Below are 18,717 nucleotides of genomic sequence, written 5' to 3' on the forward strand. Positions count from 1 at the left end.
GAGTTTACCATGCTCAATAAGGTTAAATACATAAAAGCGCTTATCATCTTAATAATGAATTCAGGAGAGCATCACACTATGAGAAAATTTGCTTCAGCATGCCTTTTAATGCTGTTCGTGGCATTTAATGCCCAGAGTGCAGATGATGCGGCAGAGGAATATGCCTATTACGGCTTTGAGCCTGAAATCGTGACTAACTATATTTCAAATCGTAAAAAGTTAGGCTTTGTGCGAATTAGTGTTGAACTCATGGTAAAAAATCCTAATGATCTGGTTTATATCGAACGCCATGATCCATTATTACGCGCAGCAATCGTTGAGATTTTAGGTAACCAAGCTGAAGATAAAATCAAATCATTATCTGGCCGTGAAGAAGTGCGTCGTGAATGTTACGAGATGGTCAATCGTCTTTTAGAAAAAGAGACAGGCCGAGGCTTAGTCGTGAACTTACTGTTTACTAAATACCTGTACGATTAATGCCGGCAAAATTATCTCAGCAGGGTAAAAAAAGCCCTGCTCAATCTATGACAAATACAGCCCGTGTCAGCAAGTCGCTTCATCCACGTAATGTGCATAACCATGGTTATGATTTTGATGAGTTAATACGTGTATTACCCAAATTGTCCCAATTTGTCCGTCCTAATCCCTACGGGAATGTGTCGATTGATTTTGCGTGTTCCGAGGCAGTTAAAACCCTCAATGCGGCGCTGCTTAAACTCGATTACCAAATTGAAGGTTGGGACATTCCTCAGGGGTATTTGTGCCCGCCCATTCCAGGGCGGGTGGATTATCTGCATTACATCGCCGATTTGTTAGCGGTGAAAGGGAAAGTGCCCAAAGGCGCACGAGTTCAGGCATTAGACATAGGAACCGGTGCCAATGGCATTTATCCATTGTTGGGTATTCAATGTTATGGATGGCAATTTATCGCATCTGATATCGACCCGCTGTCCATTGCAAATGTGGCCGAGATCTGTTCGATAAATCCGCAAGTGGCTGCAAAGCTTAAATTAGTTCAGCAAACCGATGTCAATGCGATATTTACGGGTGTGATTGGCAAAAATGATCGAGTGGATATCACCCTATGTAATCCACCATTTCATCAGTCTTTAGCTGAGGCTATGGCGGGAAACCAAAGAAAACAGACCAATTTAGCACTCAATCGAGCCAAAAAACACTCGCAAGCTCAACCCGTTAAGGCAAGCTCGGCACTCAATTTTGGCGGCCAAAAAGCCGAGTTGTGGTGTGAAGGTGGGGAAAAGCAGTTTTTAACCAATATGATTAATGAGAGTTGCTTGTTTAAGCATCAAGTACTTTGGTTTACGTCGTTGATATCAAAATCTGAAAATCTTAAACCTTGCTATAAATTGTTAGAACACTGCGGCGCGGATACGGTTAAAACCATTGAAATGCAACAAGGAAGTAAGCAAACGCGTATTTTAGCGTGGAGTTTTTTAAGCCCCACACTGCGAGAACAATGGGCAAAGTTTCGGTCTTAAATGCTTTCTTATAATTAGATCTTTGCTTGAGGTGTCACTATTTTTGCTTGGCATCATAGGTGATATTTTCTACACCATTATAAACTAGAAAGTGACGACCTTTGGCCCGGGCGATAAGGGTTATCCCTAACTGTTGTGCCAATTCTAAGCCCATTTGAGTGACACCACTACGGGATAATAATACTGGAATACCCATTTTTGCTACCTTGATAATCATCTCAGAGGTCAGCCGTCCTGTGGTATAAAATATTTTATCGCCACCTGTTTGTTGTTCCATCCACATATCGCCAGCTAAGGTATCGACCGCATTATGGCGGCCCACATCTTCTACAAATGCCAGAATTTGATCATCAACACAAATGCCACAACCGTGCACCGCACCGGCATTTTTATAGGTGTCGTTATAAGCACTGATGTTTTTTAATAAGCTATATATAACTGATTGTTTTAATTGTGGTGTAGGTAAATGAATTTCATCTAAACCCTGCAAAAAACTGCCATAAACGGTACCTTGACCGCAGCCCGAGGTGACGGTTTTTTCAGACAGTTTTTCCGCTAAGTCATCGATGTTTTCTTTGGTAATGACCGCGGCTGAATTAACGTCCCAATCAACAATAACCGACTCCAGTAAGTGAATATCGCTGATAAAGCCTTGGTTTTTTAAATACCCTAAAGTAAGTGACTCAGGTTTTGCCCCCAATGTCATAAGCGTCACTATGGGTTGCCAATTTAAATAGACAGTAAGTGGGCGCTCACAGGCAACAAATTTATCTAAGGCTTCACCCTCTTCGTTATAGGCTATAACAGGCAATGTAAGAGGTACTTCAGTTTGAGTTTTAACAAATTTCACCGTCGGTTTTGGGGTAGATAAGCGAACAGTCGATTGAGTCATAAGCAAGATTAACCTTTGGAGTTGTGGGATGGCATTATGGCTAAAAACCATAATGACACGTCAAACACGAACAGCTGTAATAACCACCTTTACGTTTCAAGAATATCAATTTTTACCTTGCCGACATGCAGATGTTTGGTATTGCGTGATCTAGCGCAAGTTTTGTTTATCGACGCTATTCAAACGTGTACTTATGTCCTACTGTTAAATTAGTTTTGGACAAATTGTCCCTATGTTTTAAAGCTTTTGCGATCCCCCTCAAATTTATCCCTATAAAAAATGTTGGCATTAATATTGCTCTACCTAGGATAACTGTAGGGTATTTACGATTCGACACGCTTGTTACCTCAAGTGTTGAGTTGTTAAGTGAAATGAAGGTGAAGTACCGCATGCAACATACCGAAAGCGTTTGGCCAATGTATGTCTCGTTAAAACAAGTGACAAAACAAGTAGGCCGCTGGACAACTACAACGTGGGAAATGGACCAATTGGTTCCCGCTACCGAGCCTATGCCAGAAGGTGCAAGGTTAATTTTATTAGAACTGCATCGTGACCAACGTGGTAGCTACCGTATCAACCTCGATATGGACAATGCCATGCTGTATATCGTGTGCGATGAACTATCTGATGGCACTTGGGTGCCTGCGATGATTTCAGCAGATCAAAATGTGGGTGCTGGGTGTTTAGAGTCTGACACCCCAATGTTCAATGTGCTAATGCCAAAAGCAATTGCCTGCTGGATTGAAGCTTTTATAACGCGCCATGGTGAAGTTGAGATCAGTGCTCACCGTCGTAAGCATGTTAATCGTCGCACCAATGATGGCCCAAGCGCGAATCGCTCAGGAAAAATGCAATGAGTGGTTTATTAAGTCGTTGGAATCAGCGCCGTGAAAATGTTGCCAAAGAAGCTGAGCAACAGGGTGTTGAACAACTTGAATCTAGCCAAATTGGCCAGATGCAAACGGATGATACCGCGCCATTAACGAGCCAAACAGCCGATGTTAATCACAGCGTGCAGCAAGATGAGCAAGCCGCAACCGATACAGTGCTGCAGGCTGATGAATTGCCAGATCCAGACTCGATAGAAGTCGGTGGTAGTTTTGCTAGCTTTATGGCTAAAAATGTCGACCCAGCAGCAAAAGCTGCAGCGTTACGGGCCCTTTGGAAACAACCTCAATACGGCCACATTGATGGGTTGCTCGAATATGCCCTTGATTATACCAATCAACCCAAGCTGTCTGCTGAAGTATCGGCAGAGTTGGCAAAAAAAGTATTTAAACACGTTATTGAGAAAGAAGAAGCGCCTGAAGATGAAACGCTTGAAACCACTCAGTCTGATGCACTGAATGATTCAAGTGACCCTGAGCCAGAAACTGCAAGGGTTAGCGCAGAAAATCAACAGATAAGCAGTACCGATTTGGAAAATGTCGATGCTAACCAAGCATTAGCCTCTATGGAAGCGCAGTCTGATGAGCTGCAATCCCATTCTTTTACTGGTGATGCGGTAAAAGCGAGCTGAGTTTTGGTCGTTAGTGATTAGCGGATAGCAATGAATCAATATCGCAAGATATTGCTAGTGGGCAAATAGCGCACTTAATAATAAAAATTTAGGAACGCAATGAGTATGAGACAATCTCAGTCTGAGCTTAAAAATGCTCGACAACAAGTGATGGCGAGTACCCAAATTCTGCAGAATTTGATCCCGCCAACCGTCAGTTATACCACTCAAGGTCATGTGTTAATTATTGGGCCAGAAGATTTAGCGCGTTTGGCAGCAGATGGTCTATCAACGATGGCGAGTCGAGTTGTTTTAGCTAACGAGTCCATTACCAGTCAGGATGAAGCACACCTTGAAAAGGTGATGAACGCAGCACAAGGTGTAGATAGCTTTTACAATAAGCTAAAAAGCATTAAAGGCTTTTTAGGCCAATTTCAAGTCAGTGTTGAGTCCGATGCGGGTGGCGTGGCAGAACTAAGCGTTGTTGCCATTCGTCAAGCTCACTTCGATATCATTTTAGATTTAAGTTCAGCGCCTTGCATTAACCTTGAAATGCTTCCCGCAGGCTATTTCTATGTCGGCCAAGATGCCAGCAAATTAGCCGATGCCATCGAGCAAATCCCTGATTTAGTCGGTGAGTTTGATAAGCCTAGATATGTCAAAGTCAACAGTGATATTTGTGCACACCACCGCAATGGCATTAATGGCTGCAATCGCTGTTTGAACTTCTGTCCGGCTGATGCAATCAGCAGTATTGAACAAAAAATCGAAATAGATCCTTATTTATGTCACGGCGCCGGCAGTTGCACTAATTTATGCCCAACAGGGGCGATTAGCTATGATTTGCCCACGCCAAAATCTTTGCACTCCTATCTTGAAAAATTGATTAGCCGTTACCGTGCCGAGGCGCAAGTCGCACCGGTGATTTTATTCCATGACAACATTCTTGGCAGTGAGCTTATCACTGATACTTTGTCGGGTGACGTGCTGCCCATCGCAATGGAAGAGATTACCGTTGCCAGTATCGATCATTGGCTTGCGGCCTTAGCGCATGGTGCAAGGGAAGTGTTGATCTTAAATACCGATGCGACAGCCCCTACTTTGACGCAAATGCTTCAAGGTGAATTGACCTTAGCAAATCGTATTCTTGATGAAATGGGCCAGCCACAGCGCTTACGCCTTATTTCTGCCACAGACCTTGCTACGCTTGAACAACCTTTAGCCATTAGTACAACTTGGCCAGTTATTGTGCCAATGACACTGAACACGAATGCCGAAGCAAGCAATGCGAAGCGAGACATTTTGTATCAAGCCATTGACCATTTAAACAGCCAAGCGGGTGCGATTCAAACTCAACTTACTTTGCCGAATGTGCCTTATGGGCAAGTAAAGTTAAATGTCGATAAATGCACCTTGTGTATGTCGTGTGTATCAACCTGTCCTACCCAAGCATTAAAAGACGGTGGTGAATCGCCAGCATTACGTTTTGTTGAGCAAGATTGTGTGCAATGTGGTTTGTGTGAAAGTTCGTGCCCTGAAAACGTGATTAGTTTAGTGCCACAAATTAACTTTGACCAACAAAGTCGCCAAGGGGTTACCACCTTAAAAGAAGAAGCCCCATTTGAATGTATTCGCTGCGGTAGCGCTTTTGCGACGCAATCAATGGTGCATAAAATGGTTGAAATGGTCGGTGCGCACAGTGCATTTAGTGCCAACATCGAAAGATTAAAAATGTGCGGTGATTGCCGCGTAAAAGATATGTTTGAAGACATTCTTCAAGATCCAGAAAAGCAATTGCGATAAGAGATCCGCTATGACCCAAATAGAAAGAGAAATCAGCGAAAACGATCAACTAAGAGCCGATATTTATCAACTATTAGCCGCATTGCTACGTCGTCATCCAAGCGAAGAGTTATTACAATTTTTAGCGGATTTAGATGTAGAAGCCGATGAAGGCAATGCGATGAATCAAGCATGGATTGCTTTAAAAACAGCGGCCAAAACCAGTGATGTCGCTACACTTGAAGACGAGTATTTCAGCATTTTCTTAGGTGTAGGTTGTGGCGAAATTATTCCTTACGGTAGCTGGTTTATGACCGGCTCATTAATGGATAAACCCTTAGCATTGTTACGTAATGACCTAATGCAAATGGGTTTTGAGCGTGAAGACAATGTCAAAGAGCCTGAAGATCATGTGGCGGCATTGTGTGAAGTCATGGGCATTTTAATTTTAGAAGCCCCTGGATATCGCCAGCTGGCATTTTATCAACGTCATATTGGCTCGTGGATTAATCGCTTTTGTGAAGCATTAGCGAAAACACCCAGCGCCAAGTTCTATCTGCCAGTGGCGCAATTAGCCAAAGCGTTTTTTGAGGCAGAAGTAAATGAATTTGACCAACTGAGTTTGAATATACCGGTTAACTGCCCAGGCAGTGAAGAACTTGAATCGGTAACAGACGAGGTCGTGCAAGTAAACTAATGGTTTATGGCATTACGCCATGTATTAAACCATTCATGCTCTAAGTGATTAGGGTGATTTAAACAAGGAGAAACTATGAAGAAGCAAGCTTCCGACATGGGACGCCGTCAAATGCTAAAAGCATTAGCATTAGGCAGCGCCGCAGGCGCGGTTGCCAGTGTGAGTGCCCCTGCATTAGCAGCCTCACCAAAAGCAACTCAAGCGTCTGAAAGTAACAACTATCGTGAAACAGAGCATATTCGTAACTACTATGCTTCGTTAAGCAAATAACTAATAGGAGAGGGTGAAATGCGATTAACCCGTAAATCTGACACGGTCGCAAAAGCTGAAAAGCCAGGCCTAGGTCTTAACAGACGTCAGTTCCTCAAGTCTGCCAGTTTGGCGACCGGTGGAATTGCAGCTGCGTCAATGTTAGGTGCAGGTATGATGCGTAAAGCTGAAGCCAAAGATGTACCGCATAACGCGCCAACTGAAATTAAACGTACCATTTGTTCTCACTGTTCAGTGGGCTGTGGTATTTATGCTGAAGTTCAAAATGGGGTGTGGACGGGTCAAGAACCTGCATTCGACCATCCATTTAACCAAGGTGGTCACTGTGCTAAAGGTGCAGCATTACGTGAGCATGGCCATGGTGAAAAACGTCTAAAGTATCCAATGAAGCTGGAAGGCGGAAAGTGGAAACGTTTATCTTGGGAACAGGCTATCGAAGAAGTCGGCAGCAAAGCATTACAAATCCGTGAAGAGTCAGGTCCTGATTCTGTGTATTTCATGGGTAGTGCGAAATTCTCGAACGAGCAAGCTTATTTATACCGCAAATTTGCAGCGATGTGGGGCACTAATAACGTCGACCATTCTGCACGTATTTGTCACTCTACCACGGTAGCCGGTGTTGCAAACACTTGGGGTTACGGTGCGCAAACTAACTCGTTCAATGATATCCGCAACTCAAAATGCATGATGTTTATCGGCTCCAACCCATGTGAAGCGCATCCTGTTGCGATGCAGCACATATTAATTGGTAAAGAGCGCGGCGCAAAAATCATTGTTGTTGATCCACGTTTTACCCGTACAGCGGCTAAATCAGATGAATATGTCCATATTCGTCCAGGTACTGACATTCCATTTATTTATGGTTTGTTATGGCACATCTTCGAAAACGGCTGGGAAGATGAAAGCTTCATCTCGCAACGTGTATACGGCATGGAACGTATCAAAGAAGAAGTGAAGAAGTACCCTCCTGAAGAAGTTGAGCATGTTGTGGGTGTGCCAAAAGCACAAATGTACCGCGTCGCTAAAATGATGGCTGAAACTAAGCCTGGCACCATAGTATGGTGTATGGGTGGTACTCAGCATCACGTGGGTAACGCGAATACTCGTGCATATTGTATTCTTCAATTAGCCCTTGGCAACATGGGTGTTGAAGGTGGCGGAACAAACATTTTCCGTGGTCACGATAACGTACAGGGCGCAACTGACTTTGGTTTGTTATTCGATAACTTACCAGGCTACTACGGCTTAACCTCTGGCGCTTGGGATCACTGGGCAAATGTATGGGACCTAGAACCAAGCTGGATTAAACAACGTTTTGATCAAACGGCTTACTTAGGCCAAGATCCACAAACATCAGCGGGTATTCCATGTTCACGTTGGCACGATGGCGTGTTAGAAGACAAAACCAAAATTGCGCAAAAAGACAATATTCGTCTTGCGTTTTTCTGGGGACAGTCAGTAAACACTGAAACCCGTGGCCGTGAAGTGCGTGAAGCGTTGAACAAGATGGATACTGTTGTGGTTGTTGATCCATTCCCAACGATGGCGGGTGTCATGCATCAACGTCAAGATGGCGTTTACTTATTACCTGCGGCAACTCAGTTTGAGACCTATGGTTCAGTATCTGCATCAAACCGTTCATTACAGTGGCGTGATCAAGTTATCGAGCCATTATTTGAGTCATTACCTGATCACGTGATCATGTATAAACTGGCTAAAAAATGGGGCGTTGCCGATCAACTTTGTAAGCACATTGCAGTTAACAACGATGAGCCTAACGTTGAAGATATGACCCGTGAGTTCAACAAAGGTATGTGGACCATTGGTTATACTGGCCAAAGCCCAGAACGTTTGAAAATGCACCAACAAAACTGGGGCACGTTTGATGTTGACTCATTAGAAGCCCCAGGCGGTCCAGCTAAAGGCGAAACCTATGGTTTACCTTGGCCTTGTTGGGGAACTCCAGAGCAGAAGCATCCAGGTACGCAAATTTTGTATCGCACTGGTCGTGAAGTCAAAGACGGTGGTGGTAACTTCCGTGCTCGTTATGGTGTTGAACATGAAGGCAATAATATTCTTGCTGAAGGTTCATTCTCTAAAGGTGCTGAAATTCAAGATGGTTACCCAGAGTTTACTGCTGACATGCTTAAACAGCTTGGCTGGTGGGATGACTTAACCGCTGAAGAGAAAAAGCACGCTGAAGGTAAAAACTGGAAAACTGACATTTCTGGTGGTATTCAACGTGTGGCGATTAAGCATGGTTGTATTCCTTATGGTAACGCTAAAGCGCGTTGTATTGTATGGAACTTCCCTGATGATATCCCGCTACATCGTGAACCCTTATATACCCCTCGTCGTGATTTGGTATCTAAATACCCAACTTATGATGACCGTATGGTTGCACGTCTACCAACGCTTTATAAAACGATTCAAGACAAAGACTTTGCTAAGGATTATCCATTAGCTCTGACTTCTGGTCGTCTCGTCGAGTACGAAGGTGGTGGTGAAGAAACGCGTTCTAACCCATGGCTTGCTGAGTTACAGCAAGAGATGTTCATTGAAATGAACCCAGCAGATGCAGCAGATCGCGGTGTACGCGATGGTGATGATGTATTTGTTCATGGCCCAGAAGGTGCAAAAATTACTGTTAAAGCAATGGTTACACCACGTGTGATAGCTGGCGAATGTTTCATGCCATATCACTTCGCAGGTGTGTTCGAGGGTGAAAGTTTGGAGAAAAACTATCCAGAAGGCACAGTGCCTTATGTGATTGGTGAATCTGCAAACACGATTCTTACCTATGGCTATGACGTTGTGACTCAGATGCAAGAGACTAAGTCTAGCTTGTGTCAGATCAGCAAAGCTTAATTACACTTGAGGAGATAAGCCATTATGGCAGTCATGAAATTTTTGTGTGACACCAAACGCTGCATCGAGTGTAACGGTTGCGTCACAGCATGTAAAAACGAGAACGACTCTGCTTTAGAGTGGGGTATTCAACGTCGCCGCGTGGTGACAATTAACGATGGTCAACCAGGTGAAGCGTCAATTTCAGTGGCATGTATGCACTGTACTGATGCACCTTGTATGGCTGTTTGTCCGGCAGATTGTTTCTACCGTACAGAAGATGGCATTGTGCTACATGACAAAGATACTTGTATCGGTTGTGGCTACTGCTTCTACGCTTGTCCATTCGGTGCGCCGCAGTTCCCTAAAAAGACTGCATTCGGTAGCCGCGGTAAAATGGATAAATGTACTTTCTGTGCGGGTGGCCCAGAAGAAACACATTCAGATGCAGAGCGTCAAAAGTACGGTTCAAACCGTATTGCTGAAGGCAAGCTACCAATGTGTGCTGAGCTATGTGCAACAAAAGCACTGCTTGCGGGTGATGCTGGTGTGGTATCTGACATTTATCGTCAGCGTATGGCACAGCGTGGTAATCCAAATGTGATTTGGGGCTACAACCCAAAAACAGGCGAGATGATCTAAACCCACTGGATGGGCTGTAAGTGATTACGGCCCAATGAGGAGTGACAATGTTAAACACATCGTTAAACAAATCACTGAAGATGCTGTTTACCTTGCTTATGTTGGTTGTCGGTATGAGCTTGGTTATGCCCAATGCTTATGCTGCAGATGACCAGTCATCGAAGCAGCAAGCAGCAAAAACCAGTGATGCGGATCTGTGGCGAGCAGTAAAAGCTGGTGAGTCGGGCTATTCGACTGATATTGGCTTAGACGCAAATGTGTTGATCAACAAAACCGGTAATGAAGGAAAAGTCATACGTAACACCTACCTAAAACCCGCGATAGTTGTCGCGATATTTGGGGTATTTGGTGCGTTTTTAGTCTTTTTCTTGGTTAATGGTCCATCAAAACTCTCCCATGGTTTTTCCGGGAAGATGGTGGAACGATGGAAAAAAGCGGATCTTTGGTTGCATTGGATTATGGCAATAGCATGTTTAACGCTAATGCTGACAGGCGTATTTATTATGCTTGGCCGTCATTTTATTGCACCATATGTGGGTGAAGACTTTTGGGCTGGTATTATTGCCGCAAGTAAGTTTATCCATGATTGGTCAGGCCCAATATTCATCGTTTCTTGGTTGATTTGTGTTATCAAGTGGATGCCATTACAAACCTTTAAATTATATGATTTAAAATGGTTTTTAGTGGTAGGTGGTTACATTAACTTTGGCCCGTTTAAAGGCAAGCATCCAGACAGTGGATTTGCTAACGCGGGTGAAAAAATGTGGTTTTGGACTTTAGTCATTTTTGGTCTATTTATCAGCATTACAGGGTTAATGTTAGTTTTACCTAATCTTGATTTACCACGTGAAGCGTCTATAGCGGCATTATTAGTCCATGGCATCAGTGCTGTGATATTAATCGCATTCACCATAGTCCACATTTGGATGGCTACTGTGTTGAGTGAAGGCGGTATGGAGTGCATGGTTTCAGGCTATTGCGATGAAAACTGGGCAATTCAGCATCACAACCTATGGTATGACGAATTGAAAGCAAACAACGCGATCAAATATCAAAATTGATTTAATTGAATGCTTTACCGTTAAACACCTCAAAGGCAACTTTGGGGTGTTTTTTTATTTAATCATAACGATATGAACAGGGATTTAGTTCAATATAACCGTTTATAACTCTGAGTTAAGGTTAACTAAGCCCCATGAGGTTTTAGGCAAATCAACCTTGAGAGTGATTCAACGATCCGTATTTATTCGTGGTGTTATATTATTTTGACGCTTAGATTTGGCAAAATTCGGGTAAACTGTGCTTCTTTGGCTATTTTCATTTTTAGGCGAATTTTTCATGCAAGTTAACCGCATACTGCTAACCGCTATTGGCAGTGTTTTATTGGCTATGGTCACCATTCAATCCGGTGCGTCTTTAGCTAAGCAACTTTTTCCGTTGGTTGGCCCAGAGGGCACCACCGCATTACGATTGGGCTTTGCCGCAGCTGTGCTGTGGTTGGTATTTCGTCCTTGGCGCGCGTTGCCTCAAGGGCGAGATTGGCGAAGTATTATCGTTTATGGCTTGTGTTTAGGTGGCATGAATATTCTGTTTTACCTCTCCATCGATAGGATCCCATTGGGGATTGCTGTTGCGCTTGAGTTTACTGGGCCTTTAGCCGTGGCTTTATTTGGCTCGAAACGCAAAACCGATTTGTTTTGGGTCGCCTGTGCGATTGTGGGTATTTTGCTGTTGATGCCGAATATGTCCAGTGCACAAGGATTGGATATAACAGGGGTTATTTTGGCATTGGGTGCCGGAGCTTGTTGGGCGGGTTACATCCTTTTTGGTACGCGTACAGGAAAGCAAGCCTCTGGTGGTATTACTGTGGCCCTAGGCATGACAGTTGCGGCCATTGTTTTAGTGCCGGTTGGTGCTGTAAGTCAGGGGTTAGCATTAATCAGTTGGGAGGTTTTACCCTTAGGGTTACTGGTTGGCATATTATCCAGCGCCTTGCCTTATTCGTTGGAGATGATTGCTTTAAGAAATATGCCCACACAAACCTTTAGTGTGTTAATGAGTCTTGAGCCTGCGATAGCCGCATTGGCAGGTTTGGTGATTTTAAGTGAGCAATTAACCTTGCTGCAGTGGTCGGCTATCGGCTTAGTGATCATCGCATCATTAGGCAGTAGTTTTACGCCCAAAAAAGCCGTCGAGATGGGGGTGTAGCGTTTTAGGTCGTTCAACAAAAAACGCCTTACACAGTAATGTAAGGCGTGACTTAATCAACAGATCACGGCTGCTTAAAATTGGTAATGTAAACCCAGTGCAACTTGCTTAATTTCGCTATCTAGATCTTCAACCCAGTTATAGTCGTCAGACTCTAAATCGCCACTGGTAACATCATAACTTAGGCGAATATTTAACTTTTCAGTGACAGAGGCATTTACACCAAAGCCATACGTGACGCCAACACCTGAAAACGTGGTATCTAGGTAATATGATTCTACAGCAAGCGCCATAGATGCTAAGCCAATTTTCGCGTAACCAGAGAAAGTGTCGTTAAACTGCCAGGTAAATTTGGGCGCAATGGTCAATGCACCAGCAATGGCATCAATTTCATCGTCGCCCATGTTGCCAGAAACAAATAAATTAGCTTCTAACCCAAACCAGTGGTTGAAGTTGTAACCACCGTAAATACCTAACCCCGTCTCTTTTTCTGACTCATCAACTTTAAATTCAACTTTATTGACAGCGCCACCAACATAAAAACCCGTGTGATCATTCTCAGCTATGGCAGGTAAGGCAAATAAACCCAGCAAAGGTAATGTCATAAGCGATATTTTTTTCATCATTGTTCCTTAATGATTATTCGGGGAATAAAACGCGCGAATAATACGCTATAAGTCGTTTGTTTGACGAGCCATTTATAGCTAAGTAAATATAAAATAAGGCTTATATGGCAATAATCAGCGGATATGGCCGATTTATCGAGTTGCTGGGTATTATGGCCACCCGCTACGGGTTATAAAATAGCGGGGGCTTCGACTAAATCAATAGGCTAATTATGGATGCCGTTACCAAGCCATCTCTAAAATTTTGCGGCTCATGGCTAAATCCACTTTGCCTGTTTCAGACAAGGCGGTCATACCGTGCGCTTCTAGCGCATTAATAACCGTCTCGATTTGTGCCTTTTCAACACCATGATCACGTAGGCGTGTTTTTAAGCCAACCTGTTGGAAGAAAGCTTCAGTTTTAACAATGGCTTGCTCAACACGGCTGTCGTCATCACCTGCAGTAATGTCCCATACACGCTCTGCATATTGCAGTAATTTAGCCTGTTTTTGTGTTTTCAATACCCGCCAAACTGACGGCAACACCACGGCTAAGGTTTGTGCATGGTCAATATTGAAGATGGCTGTTAATTCATGGCCAATCATGTGGGTCGTCCAATCAAATGGCACCCCAACACCAATCATACCGTTCAAGGCGGATGTTGCGCTCCACATTAAGTTAGCGCGAGCTTCATAGTTAGTCGGTTCGGCAATGGTAATGGGGCCAATCTCAATTAAGGTACGCATGATGCCTTCCGCTGTGCGGTCCTGAACTCGCGCATCAACCGGATACGTTGCGTATTGCTCAAGTACATGGACAAACGCATCAACAACCCCATTTGCGACTTGAATTTGCGGCAGGCTAAAGGTGAGCTCTGGGTCTAGCATGGCAAATGTTGGATATACATTTGGATGGTTTACGGGGAACTTACCGCCCTGATAGCTAACAACGGCAAAGGCATTCATTTCTGAACCCGTAGCAGGCAAGGTGGCGATGACGCCAAGCGGGATCACTTTATCTTCCGCTACAGGAACAGGGGCAAAACCATGATGAAGCAGGCTAGTGGTATCACCATCAAACTGAGTGGCTAGGGCTATAAATTTGCTGCCGTCCATGACAGAGCCACCACCCACAGCAAGAATAAAATCGATGTTTTGTTTACGCGCAACCTCAACGGCTTGCATTAAGGTATCGTATTTAGGGTTAGCCTCAATACCACCAAATTCAATCACAGTACGCTTGCCAAGCGCCGCTTTTACTTTGTCTAGCGTGCCAAAACGGACAACGCTACCGCCGCCATAAGTGATCAGCACTTTGGCATTAGCGGGTACCAGTTGATCTAATTCAGCAATACGGTCTTTACCAAAAACAACATGGGTAGGGTTACGGTAATTAAAGTTCAGCATAGAGGTGTCACCTTATTTGTCGCACCAGCTACTGGTAGCTGTGCATGAAGTTAAGCGGTTTTTCGTGATGCGATAAGTGCCTTGCCATCACAATGAAATTTGATGGAACGATCATAAACATCTGCCACAAAATAAACAGACACATAACTCTTGTAGTTGTGCCTATTCCTGCCTATTTTTACTTTAAATGGCGTTTTAATTGCCTTTTTTGATGCACTTTTCTGCTTTAGTGGTAGCATTGTTGCAAAGTGTTTAACGAGTGATAGCAATGACAGATATCGCAACATTAATGGCGGCATTAGCACCAAAAGAAGGTGTCAACCCAACTCATTTAGCAGGTGTGCATGTATTTAGAGGGTCGCAATATGGCGCACGCGGGCCTATGTGCTATTCACAGGGGATGCTATTTGTCGGGCAAGGCAAAAAGCGCCTGTATTTGGATGAGCAAACATTCGATTACGACAGCCAAAATGCATTAGTGATGACAGTGCCTTTACCAGTAGAGTGTGAAACCTTTGCCAGTGAGCAAGAGCCGGTTTTGGTGTTAATGGTTGATATCGATTTAGTGCAGTTGAATCATATTATTCGCTTGATGGATGAGCATAATCAAATACCCAAAGATTTGAATGAGTCACGTCAATCGGGATATTTTGTGGCACCGACCACAGAAGAGATGGATTGCAGTGTGTTTAGGTTGCTGCAAGCTTTACAATCGCCACTCGAAGCTAAAGTGATGGGCGAAGCATTAGTGCTTGAGCTGTTATATCGTTTACTTGATAGCCCAAATGCCGCGCCTTTATACGCGTTATCGCTTAGCCATACGCGGTTATCTCGGGTTGAAAAAGCCCTAAGTTATATTCATCGACATTATGGTGAGTCAGTTGAGGTAGATACCTTAGCAAGCTTAGTGAACATGAGTCCATCCGCATTTCATCGCTGCTTTAAAGAGGTGACAGCCTCTTCGCCGATCCAGTATTTGAAGAAAATTAGATTAACACGCGCCAAAGAATTGCTTCAGGCCCAACGATTAAAAGTAAAAGACGTTGCCATTCAAGTTGGCTACGAAAGCAGTGCGCAATTTAGCCGCGAGTTTAAACGTTACTTTGACCAAAGCCCCGGCGATTGTGCTCGCCAATAACAGACATAAGGCTACAATAATGATCCCAACCAGCATCACTTTTTTTGAATACTTAACCCCGCTGGTGGCCAGCGGCGCCAAAACCATCACCATTCGTGATGCGTCAGAAAATCACTATGTACCTGGTACTCAAGTGGAAGTATTTACCCTTGAAACCCATCAAAAGGTGTGTGACATCACCATTCTATCGGTTGAGCCTTTGGCCTTTGATGACATTAATGAGTTTCATGCTGAGCAAGAAAGCCTGCCTTTAGATGAATTGAAACAGATTATTCAACAGGTTTATCCAAACCAGCAATCTTTATTTATGATTTCATTTGAGCTGGTTAAGTGAGTGGGTTGGTGCCCAATCTGAGCCAAATGTTGTGCGGTCATATTCATATTTACCTTGAACCCACAAAATGCTGAACTGCAAGCACTCTGATTAGTATAACTAGCCCAATACTTCATCGGTACTTATTGCCTGCCGCAGGCCTTAGTGCAGATAATCCAGCGAGACGCCGCAAGCACATCCTTGTGAGCTTAACCAAAACATCCTTGTTTTGGATACTCGCTGGCTCATCTGCACCTGAATTTTTGTTTCTTCGATTTAGCTTCATTGATGATTGTGGGAAAAATCGATATAAAACAAGAACGGTCAACCTTTAGATAATTGATTTTGTGTTTCCAAAATACACTGCGGTACAAATAATTTCTTAACACTGTCAGGATTGGTTTTAATTTCGTGGATCATCGACGAAGTTAAATTTGGGGTACTTATAGAATTGTGAAACTCAGATTTTAGACGCGCCTCATAAACGGATGACATTTCTAAACCCTGCTCATTCAACCTTGACTTAATTCTACCGATCCCACGGCTAATAACTTCACCCTCATTAAAATTTAAAACATATTTATCAATGATAATTAACCATGAAGTATCACAACCAAAAGCGATGTCAGCTGTCGTTGGGTACTGAATATAATTTTCAGACCTAGGATCCGATTTGTCTAGTGTGAGGATAACTGATTGTGAGTCTTTAGTGTTGCCACTCGGAATACTGACACTAGTCATACTAGAATCTACTCGACAGATCTTATTCCATGAAATACAAGAGTTACCACATGGCTGTCCCTTTTTACAGTTTTTGGCTTCTGCTTGTAGGGATATAAAAAAGCTCAAAATAACTAGAAATATATACTTCACAAACTAATCCTTTAGTTATTTAGTAATGAATAATGAATCGTAAACTCAAAATCAGTGGGGCAGAGTAAATTTTATGGGGAAGCCTGTTCGGCACATGCTATTGAATTGCTTCTTCCCTAAATGGCGTGCTCGATGATTGTGTTCGAGATTACCCAACTCTGTCCTTAAGTTTGTACAATCCAACCTAGTTTGTACTTTAAATTCAATGTCTTACTTTGTTTTTTTTTGCTAGTTAAGTCACACTAGGCTTTAACTGTAATCTAACCCATTGTCTGCCGCTGGCTCATCTGCAGCTTACATTTTTCTCTTCGATTTGATTCTAAGTACTTCTATGGGTAACAGCCAAACCCTCAAGGCTTTATTACCAATGCAGCCTAATCGAAGACATAAATTATTAGGTGTAAGCGCGGCTGTGACCGTCGATGGCATGGATGCCATCGTTGAGCTTACAGGGACGTACTTGCAGCGTGTCACAGAAGTGTTTACACATAAGCCTGCCCCTTCACATGGTCAGTGATGTTATTGACATCACACTGACATTTCCCCTATTCCTAAGGGTAAGATGTGAAAGTTCGACCCTTTTCAAACCGAATACTTGAGCATTCAAACGCTTAGTTAATACACTGGCGGCGCTATGTTTGGTTCGAGGCTATATCTCTATTCGCTGTGCCTAACGTTAAAACTTTTAAAGTTATGCAAATTGACTAAGACCTCTTATAGTTAAGTGTGATCATGATTGGATAAGTTCGCTAACGGCTGAATAATCGCTGCAGCATGGCTTATGTCCACCATCATTTAGAGGTCAATAATAAAATGATTAATGAGAGCAATCAGCTCTTCCCACAACCGCATATGTTAAGATTTGCGAACCTAATGGCTAAGTGCTTAAGCGCTATCAGCTTGATTGTACTATTTTGCTTTGTGAACAACATACAAGCCAAAGAGCTTGAAGTCGGTGTTAGCTTTTCAATTGCCCCTTATGTCATTCAAGAAACTAACAGTGGTCTAGAACTCGAATTGCTTAAAAGCGCGCTTGCCGTTAAAGGTCATAGCGTCAACATACAACACCTTCCCCTTGCACGTACCTTTCATGCACTCAAAGAAGGCAAACTAGATGGCATCATTAATACTAAACAAAACATGCTCGAAGGCGTGTTTTATTCAGATGTGGTGATCAGTTTTCAAAATTGTGCAATTAGTCTTAAAGACAAGCATTTCAACATCGAGACAGTTTCCGATTTACAAGACAAAAGTATTGTTGCCTTTCAACGGGCCTCTATACTTTTAGGCAAAGACTTCACTAATATGGCCAAAAATAACCGCCAATATAGCGAGCAGGCGAAGCAAATAATACAAGTGAAAATGCTGATGAAACAGAGAATGGATGTGGCCGTGATGGATAAGAATATCTTTATTTATTACCTCAGACAGTCCTATCTCACTGGCAAGCTCACTAAAGAAGAAGTAGAGCAAGAGGTGATTTGTCATAAAGTTTTCCCACCTACGGCTTACCGATTTGCATTTTTACATGCCGATATTCGCGATGACTTTAATTTTGGCCTAGCACAAATAAAACAAGACGGTACTCGACTCGCCATTGAGAACAAATACCAGCAAATGCTATCGCTCACCTTAGATGACAATGTCACCATACGTTTAGCTAACTACCCCGGCCAATAGCGGCAAAAATCGAGATCTAAGGGTTAGTTAATAGTTAGCTGTCAAAGTACACGTTACCGATGCTGGGCTGCTTAAAGAGGACTTACGTGCAGATAATCCAGTGTGACGCAGGCTATTCGACTCCATGTGGGCTTAACCCAAACCTCCATGCTTTGAATCTTGCAGGCTTATCTGCAGCTAAAATCTAGCCTGTTCGATTTAGTATCATTGGTAACATGTATTTAAAGATGACCAGCTTTATTTAACCTGAAACCATCGCGAAAAGGCCGTGAGTTTGGCTGGTGAAGGGATAATCCAGCGATGAAGCTTCGCTCAATATATTAATCGTTACTAAAACATGACCTGCTTAACAAATAGGCATTAAAA

General features: G+C 43.2%; 19 protein-coding genes. 15 read left to right on the forward strand and 4 right to left on the reverse strand.

Annotation, left to right across the window (positions count from 1 at the left end):
- Positions 1-78: 78 nt before the first annotated feature.
- Together IEY03_RS15445 and rlmF are read left to right on the forward strand one after the other, a co-directional pair.
- Positions 79-477 (forward strand): flagellar basal body-associated protein FliL, encoded by a 399-nt coding sequence (locus tag IEY03_RS15445; protein ID WP_188843346.1) that lies wholly within the window; start codon positions 79-81, stop codon positions 475-477.
- Between the two features lie 47 nt (positions 478-524).
- On the forward strand, positions 525-1,499 hold the full coding sequence (gene rlmF, locus IEY03_RS15450; RefSeq protein WP_229778362.1) for a 23S rRNA (adenine(1618)-N(6))-methyltransferase RlmF: 975 nt from the start codon (positions 525-527) through the stop codon (positions 1,497-1,499).
- A 37-nt stretch (positions 1,500-1,536) separates the two neighbouring features.
- Here the strand turns inward: rlmF and IEY03_RS15455 are convergent, their stop codons facing one another.
- Complete coding sequence (locus IEY03_RS15455) at positions 1,537-2,391, reverse strand: formate dehydrogenase accessory sulfurtransferase FdhD (protein WP_188843350.1); 855 nt, start codon at positions 2,389-2,391, stop codon at positions 1,537-1,539.
- Between the two features lie 389 nt (positions 2,392-2,780).
- Between IEY03_RS15455 and IEY03_RS15460 the strand changes: the two genes are divergently transcribed.
- The 9 genes from IEY03_RS15460 to IEY03_RS15500 all read left to right on the forward strand — a co-directional run bounded on the left by IEY03_RS15460 (position 2,781) and on the right by IEY03_RS15500 (position 12,335).
- A complete protein-coding gene (locus tag IEY03_RS15460) occupies positions 2,781-3,248 on the forward strand; it encodes a DUF3305 domain-containing protein (RefSeq protein WP_188843352.1) in 468 nt (155 codons plus the stop codon).
- Entirely contained in the window at positions 3,245-3,910 is a 666-nt protein-coding gene (locus tag IEY03_RS15465) for a DUF3306 domain-containing protein (RefSeq protein ID WP_188843354.1), read from the forward strand. Before IEY03_RS15460 ends, IEY03_RS15465 begins: the two co-directional genes overlap by 4 nt.
- Positions 3,911-4,009: 99 nt before the next feature.
- The gene (locus IEY03_RS15470; RefSeq protein ID WP_188843356.1) at positions 4,010-5,692 is read left to right on the forward strand and encodes a 4Fe-4S binding protein; all 1,683 of its coding nucleotides are present in this window, start codon (positions 4,010-4,012) and stop codon (positions 5,690-5,692) included.
- Positions 5,693-5,702: 10 nt separating this feature from the next.
- Positions 5,703-6,368 (forward strand): TorD/DmsD family molecular chaperone, encoded by a 666-nt coding sequence (locus IEY03_RS15475; RefSeq protein WP_188843358.1) that lies wholly within the window; start codon positions 5,703-5,705, stop codon positions 6,366-6,368.
- Between the two features lie 75 nt (positions 6,369-6,443).
- Positions 6,444-6,638 carry a formate dehydrogenase gene (locus tag IEY03_RS15480; protein WP_188843360.1) on the forward strand — a complete coding sequence of 65 codons (195 nt, stop codon included), beginning with the start codon at positions 6,444-6,446 and terminating at the stop codon, positions 6,636-6,638.
- An 18-nt stretch (positions 6,639-6,656) separates the two neighbouring features.
- The gene (locus IEY03_RS15485) at positions 6,657-9,506 is read left to right on the forward strand and encodes a formate dehydrogenase subunit alpha (protein ID WP_188843362.1); all 2,850 of its coding nucleotides are present in this window, start codon (positions 6,657-6,659) and stop codon (positions 9,504-9,506) included.
- A 24-nt stretch (positions 9,507-9,530) separates the two neighbouring features.
- The gene (gene fdh3B / locus IEY03_RS15490; protein WP_188843364.1) at positions 9,531-10,127 is read left to right on the forward strand and encodes a formate dehydrogenase FDH3 subunit beta; all 597 of its coding nucleotides are present in this window, start codon (positions 9,531-9,533) and stop codon (positions 10,125-10,127) included.
- Positions 10,128-10,174: 47 nt separating this feature from the next.
- A complete protein-coding gene (locus tag IEY03_RS15495; protein ID WP_188843366.1) occupies positions 10,175-11,188 on the forward strand; it encodes a formate dehydrogenase subunit gamma in 1,014 nt (337 codons plus the stop codon).
- 277 nt (positions 11,189-11,465) lie between these two features.
- On the forward strand, positions 11,466-12,335 hold the full coding sequence (locus IEY03_RS15500; RefSeq protein WP_188843368.1) for an EamA family transporter: 870 nt from the start codon (positions 11,466-11,468) through the stop codon (positions 12,333-12,335).
- A 74-nt stretch (positions 12,336-12,409) separates the two neighbouring features.
- Here IEY03_RS15500 and IEY03_RS15505 read toward each other — a convergent pair whose 3' ends face one another.
- On the reverse strand, positions 12,410-12,958 hold the full coding sequence (locus tag IEY03_RS15505; RefSeq protein WP_188843369.1) for a porin family protein: 549 nt from the start codon (positions 12,956-12,958) through the stop codon (positions 12,410-12,412).
- A gap of 225 nt (positions 12,959-13,183) precedes the next feature.
- Complete coding sequence (locus tag IEY03_RS15510) at positions 13,184-14,347, reverse strand: iron-containing alcohol dehydrogenase (RefSeq protein ID WP_188843371.1); 1,164 nt, start codon at positions 14,345-14,347, stop codon at positions 13,184-13,186.
- A 268-nt stretch (positions 14,348-14,615) separates the two neighbouring features.
- On the opposite strand from IEY03_RS15510, the gene IEY03_RS15515 reads away from it, so the two are divergent.
- Together IEY03_RS15515 and yqfB are read left to right on the forward strand one after the other, a co-directional pair.
- Complete coding sequence (locus IEY03_RS15515) at positions 14,616-15,485, forward strand: AraC family transcriptional regulator (RefSeq protein ID WP_188843373.1); 870 nt, start codon at positions 14,616-14,618, stop codon at positions 15,483-15,485.
- A 19-nt stretch (positions 15,486-15,504) separates the two neighbouring features.
- Positions 15,505-15,819 carry a N(4)-acetylcytidine aminohydrolase gene (yqfB, locus tag IEY03_RS15520; protein WP_188843375.1) on the forward strand — a complete coding sequence of 105 codons (315 nt, stop codon included), beginning with the start codon at positions 15,505-15,507 and terminating at the stop codon, positions 15,817-15,819.
- 303 nt (positions 15,820-16,122) lie between these two features.
- On the opposite strand, the gene IEY03_RS15525 is transcribed toward yqfB, so the two are convergent.
- A complete protein-coding gene (locus IEY03_RS15525) occupies positions 16,123-16,671 on the reverse strand; it encodes a hypothetical protein (RefSeq protein ID WP_188843377.1) in 549 nt (182 codons plus the stop codon).
- Between the two features lie 331 nt (positions 16,672-17,002).
- Between IEY03_RS15525 and IEY03_RS15530 the strand changes: the two genes are divergently transcribed.
- Positions 17,003-17,188, forward strand: a complete 186-nt coding sequence (locus IEY03_RS15530) for a hypothetical protein (RefSeq protein WP_188843483.1) — start codon at positions 17,003-17,005, stop codon at positions 17,186-17,188.
- Positions 17,189-17,592: 404 nt separating this feature from the next.
- Complete coding sequence (locus tag IEY03_RS15535) at positions 17,593-18,351, forward strand: substrate-binding periplasmic protein (protein ID WP_346056227.1); 759 nt, start codon at positions 17,593-17,595, stop codon at positions 18,349-18,351.
- Positions 18,352-18,717 lie beyond the last annotated feature (366 nt).

The sequence above is a fragment of the Shewanella aestuarii genome, assembly GCF_014647215.1.
Taxonomy (GTDB): domain Bacteria; phylum Pseudomonadota; class Gammaproteobacteria; order Enterobacterales; family Shewanellaceae; genus Shewanella; species Shewanella aestuarii.

Coding starts and splice junctions, on each gene's coding strand:
- yqfB (WP_188843375.1), top strand. CDS start 15,505: ATGATCCCAACCAGCATCACTTTTTTTGAATACTTAACCCCGCTGGTG.
- IEY03_RS15505 (WP_188843369.1), bottom strand. CDS start 12,958: ATGAAAAAAATATCGCTTATGACATTACCTTTGCTGGGTTTATTTGCC.
- IEY03_RS15515 (WP_188843373.1), top strand. CDS start 14,616: ATGACAGATATCGCAACATTAATGGCGGCATTAGCACCAAAAGAAGGT.
- IEY03_RS15500 (WP_188843368.1), top strand. CDS start 11,466: ATGCAAGTTAACCGCATACTGCTAACCGCTATTGGCAGTGTTTTATTG.
- IEY03_RS15530 (WP_188843483.1), top strand. CDS start 17,003: ATGGGTAACAGCCAAACCCTCAAGGCTTTATTACCAATGCAGCCTAAT.
- rlmF (WP_229778362.1), top strand. CDS start 525: ATGACAAATACAGCCCGTGTCAGCAAGTCGCTTCATCCACGTAATGTG.
- IEY03_RS15510 (WP_188843371.1), bottom strand. CDS start 14,347: ATGCTGAACTTTAATTACCGTAACCCTACCCATGTTGTTTTTGGTAAA.
- IEY03_RS15445 (WP_188843346.1), top strand. CDS start 79: ATGAGAAAATTTGCTTCAGCATGCCTTTTAATGCTGTTCGTGGCATTT.
- IEY03_RS15470 (WP_188843356.1), top strand. CDS start 4,010: ATGAGTATGAGACAATCTCAGTCTGAGCTTAAAAATGCTCGACAACAA.
- IEY03_RS15480 (WP_188843360.1), top strand. CDS start 6,444: ATGAAGAAGCAAGCTTCCGACATGGGACGCCGTCAAATGCTAAAAGCA.
- IEY03_RS15455 (WP_188843350.1), bottom strand. CDS start 2,391: ATGACTCAATCGACTGTTCGCTTATCTACCCCAAAACCGACGGTGAAA.
- fdh3B (WP_188843364.1), top strand. CDS start 9,531: ATGGCAGTCATGAAATTTTTGTGTGACACCAAACGCTGCATCGAGTGT.
- IEY03_RS15465 (WP_188843354.1), top strand. CDS start 3,245: ATGAGTGGTTTATTAAGTCGTTGGAATCAGCGCCGTGAAAATGTTGCC.
- IEY03_RS15495 (WP_188843366.1), top strand. CDS start 10,175: ATGTTAAACACATCGTTAAACAAATCACTGAAGATGCTGTTTACCTTG.
- IEY03_RS15485 (WP_188843362.1), top strand. CDS start 6,657: ATGCGATTAACCCGTAAATCTGACACGGTCGCAAAAGCTGAAAAGCCA.
- IEY03_RS15460 (WP_188843352.1), top strand. CDS start 2,781: ATGCAACATACCGAAAGCGTTTGGCCAATGTATGTCTCGTTAAAACAA.
- IEY03_RS15475 (WP_188843358.1), top strand. CDS start 5,703: ATGACCCAAATAGAAAGAGAAATCAGCGAAAACGATCAACTAAGAGCC.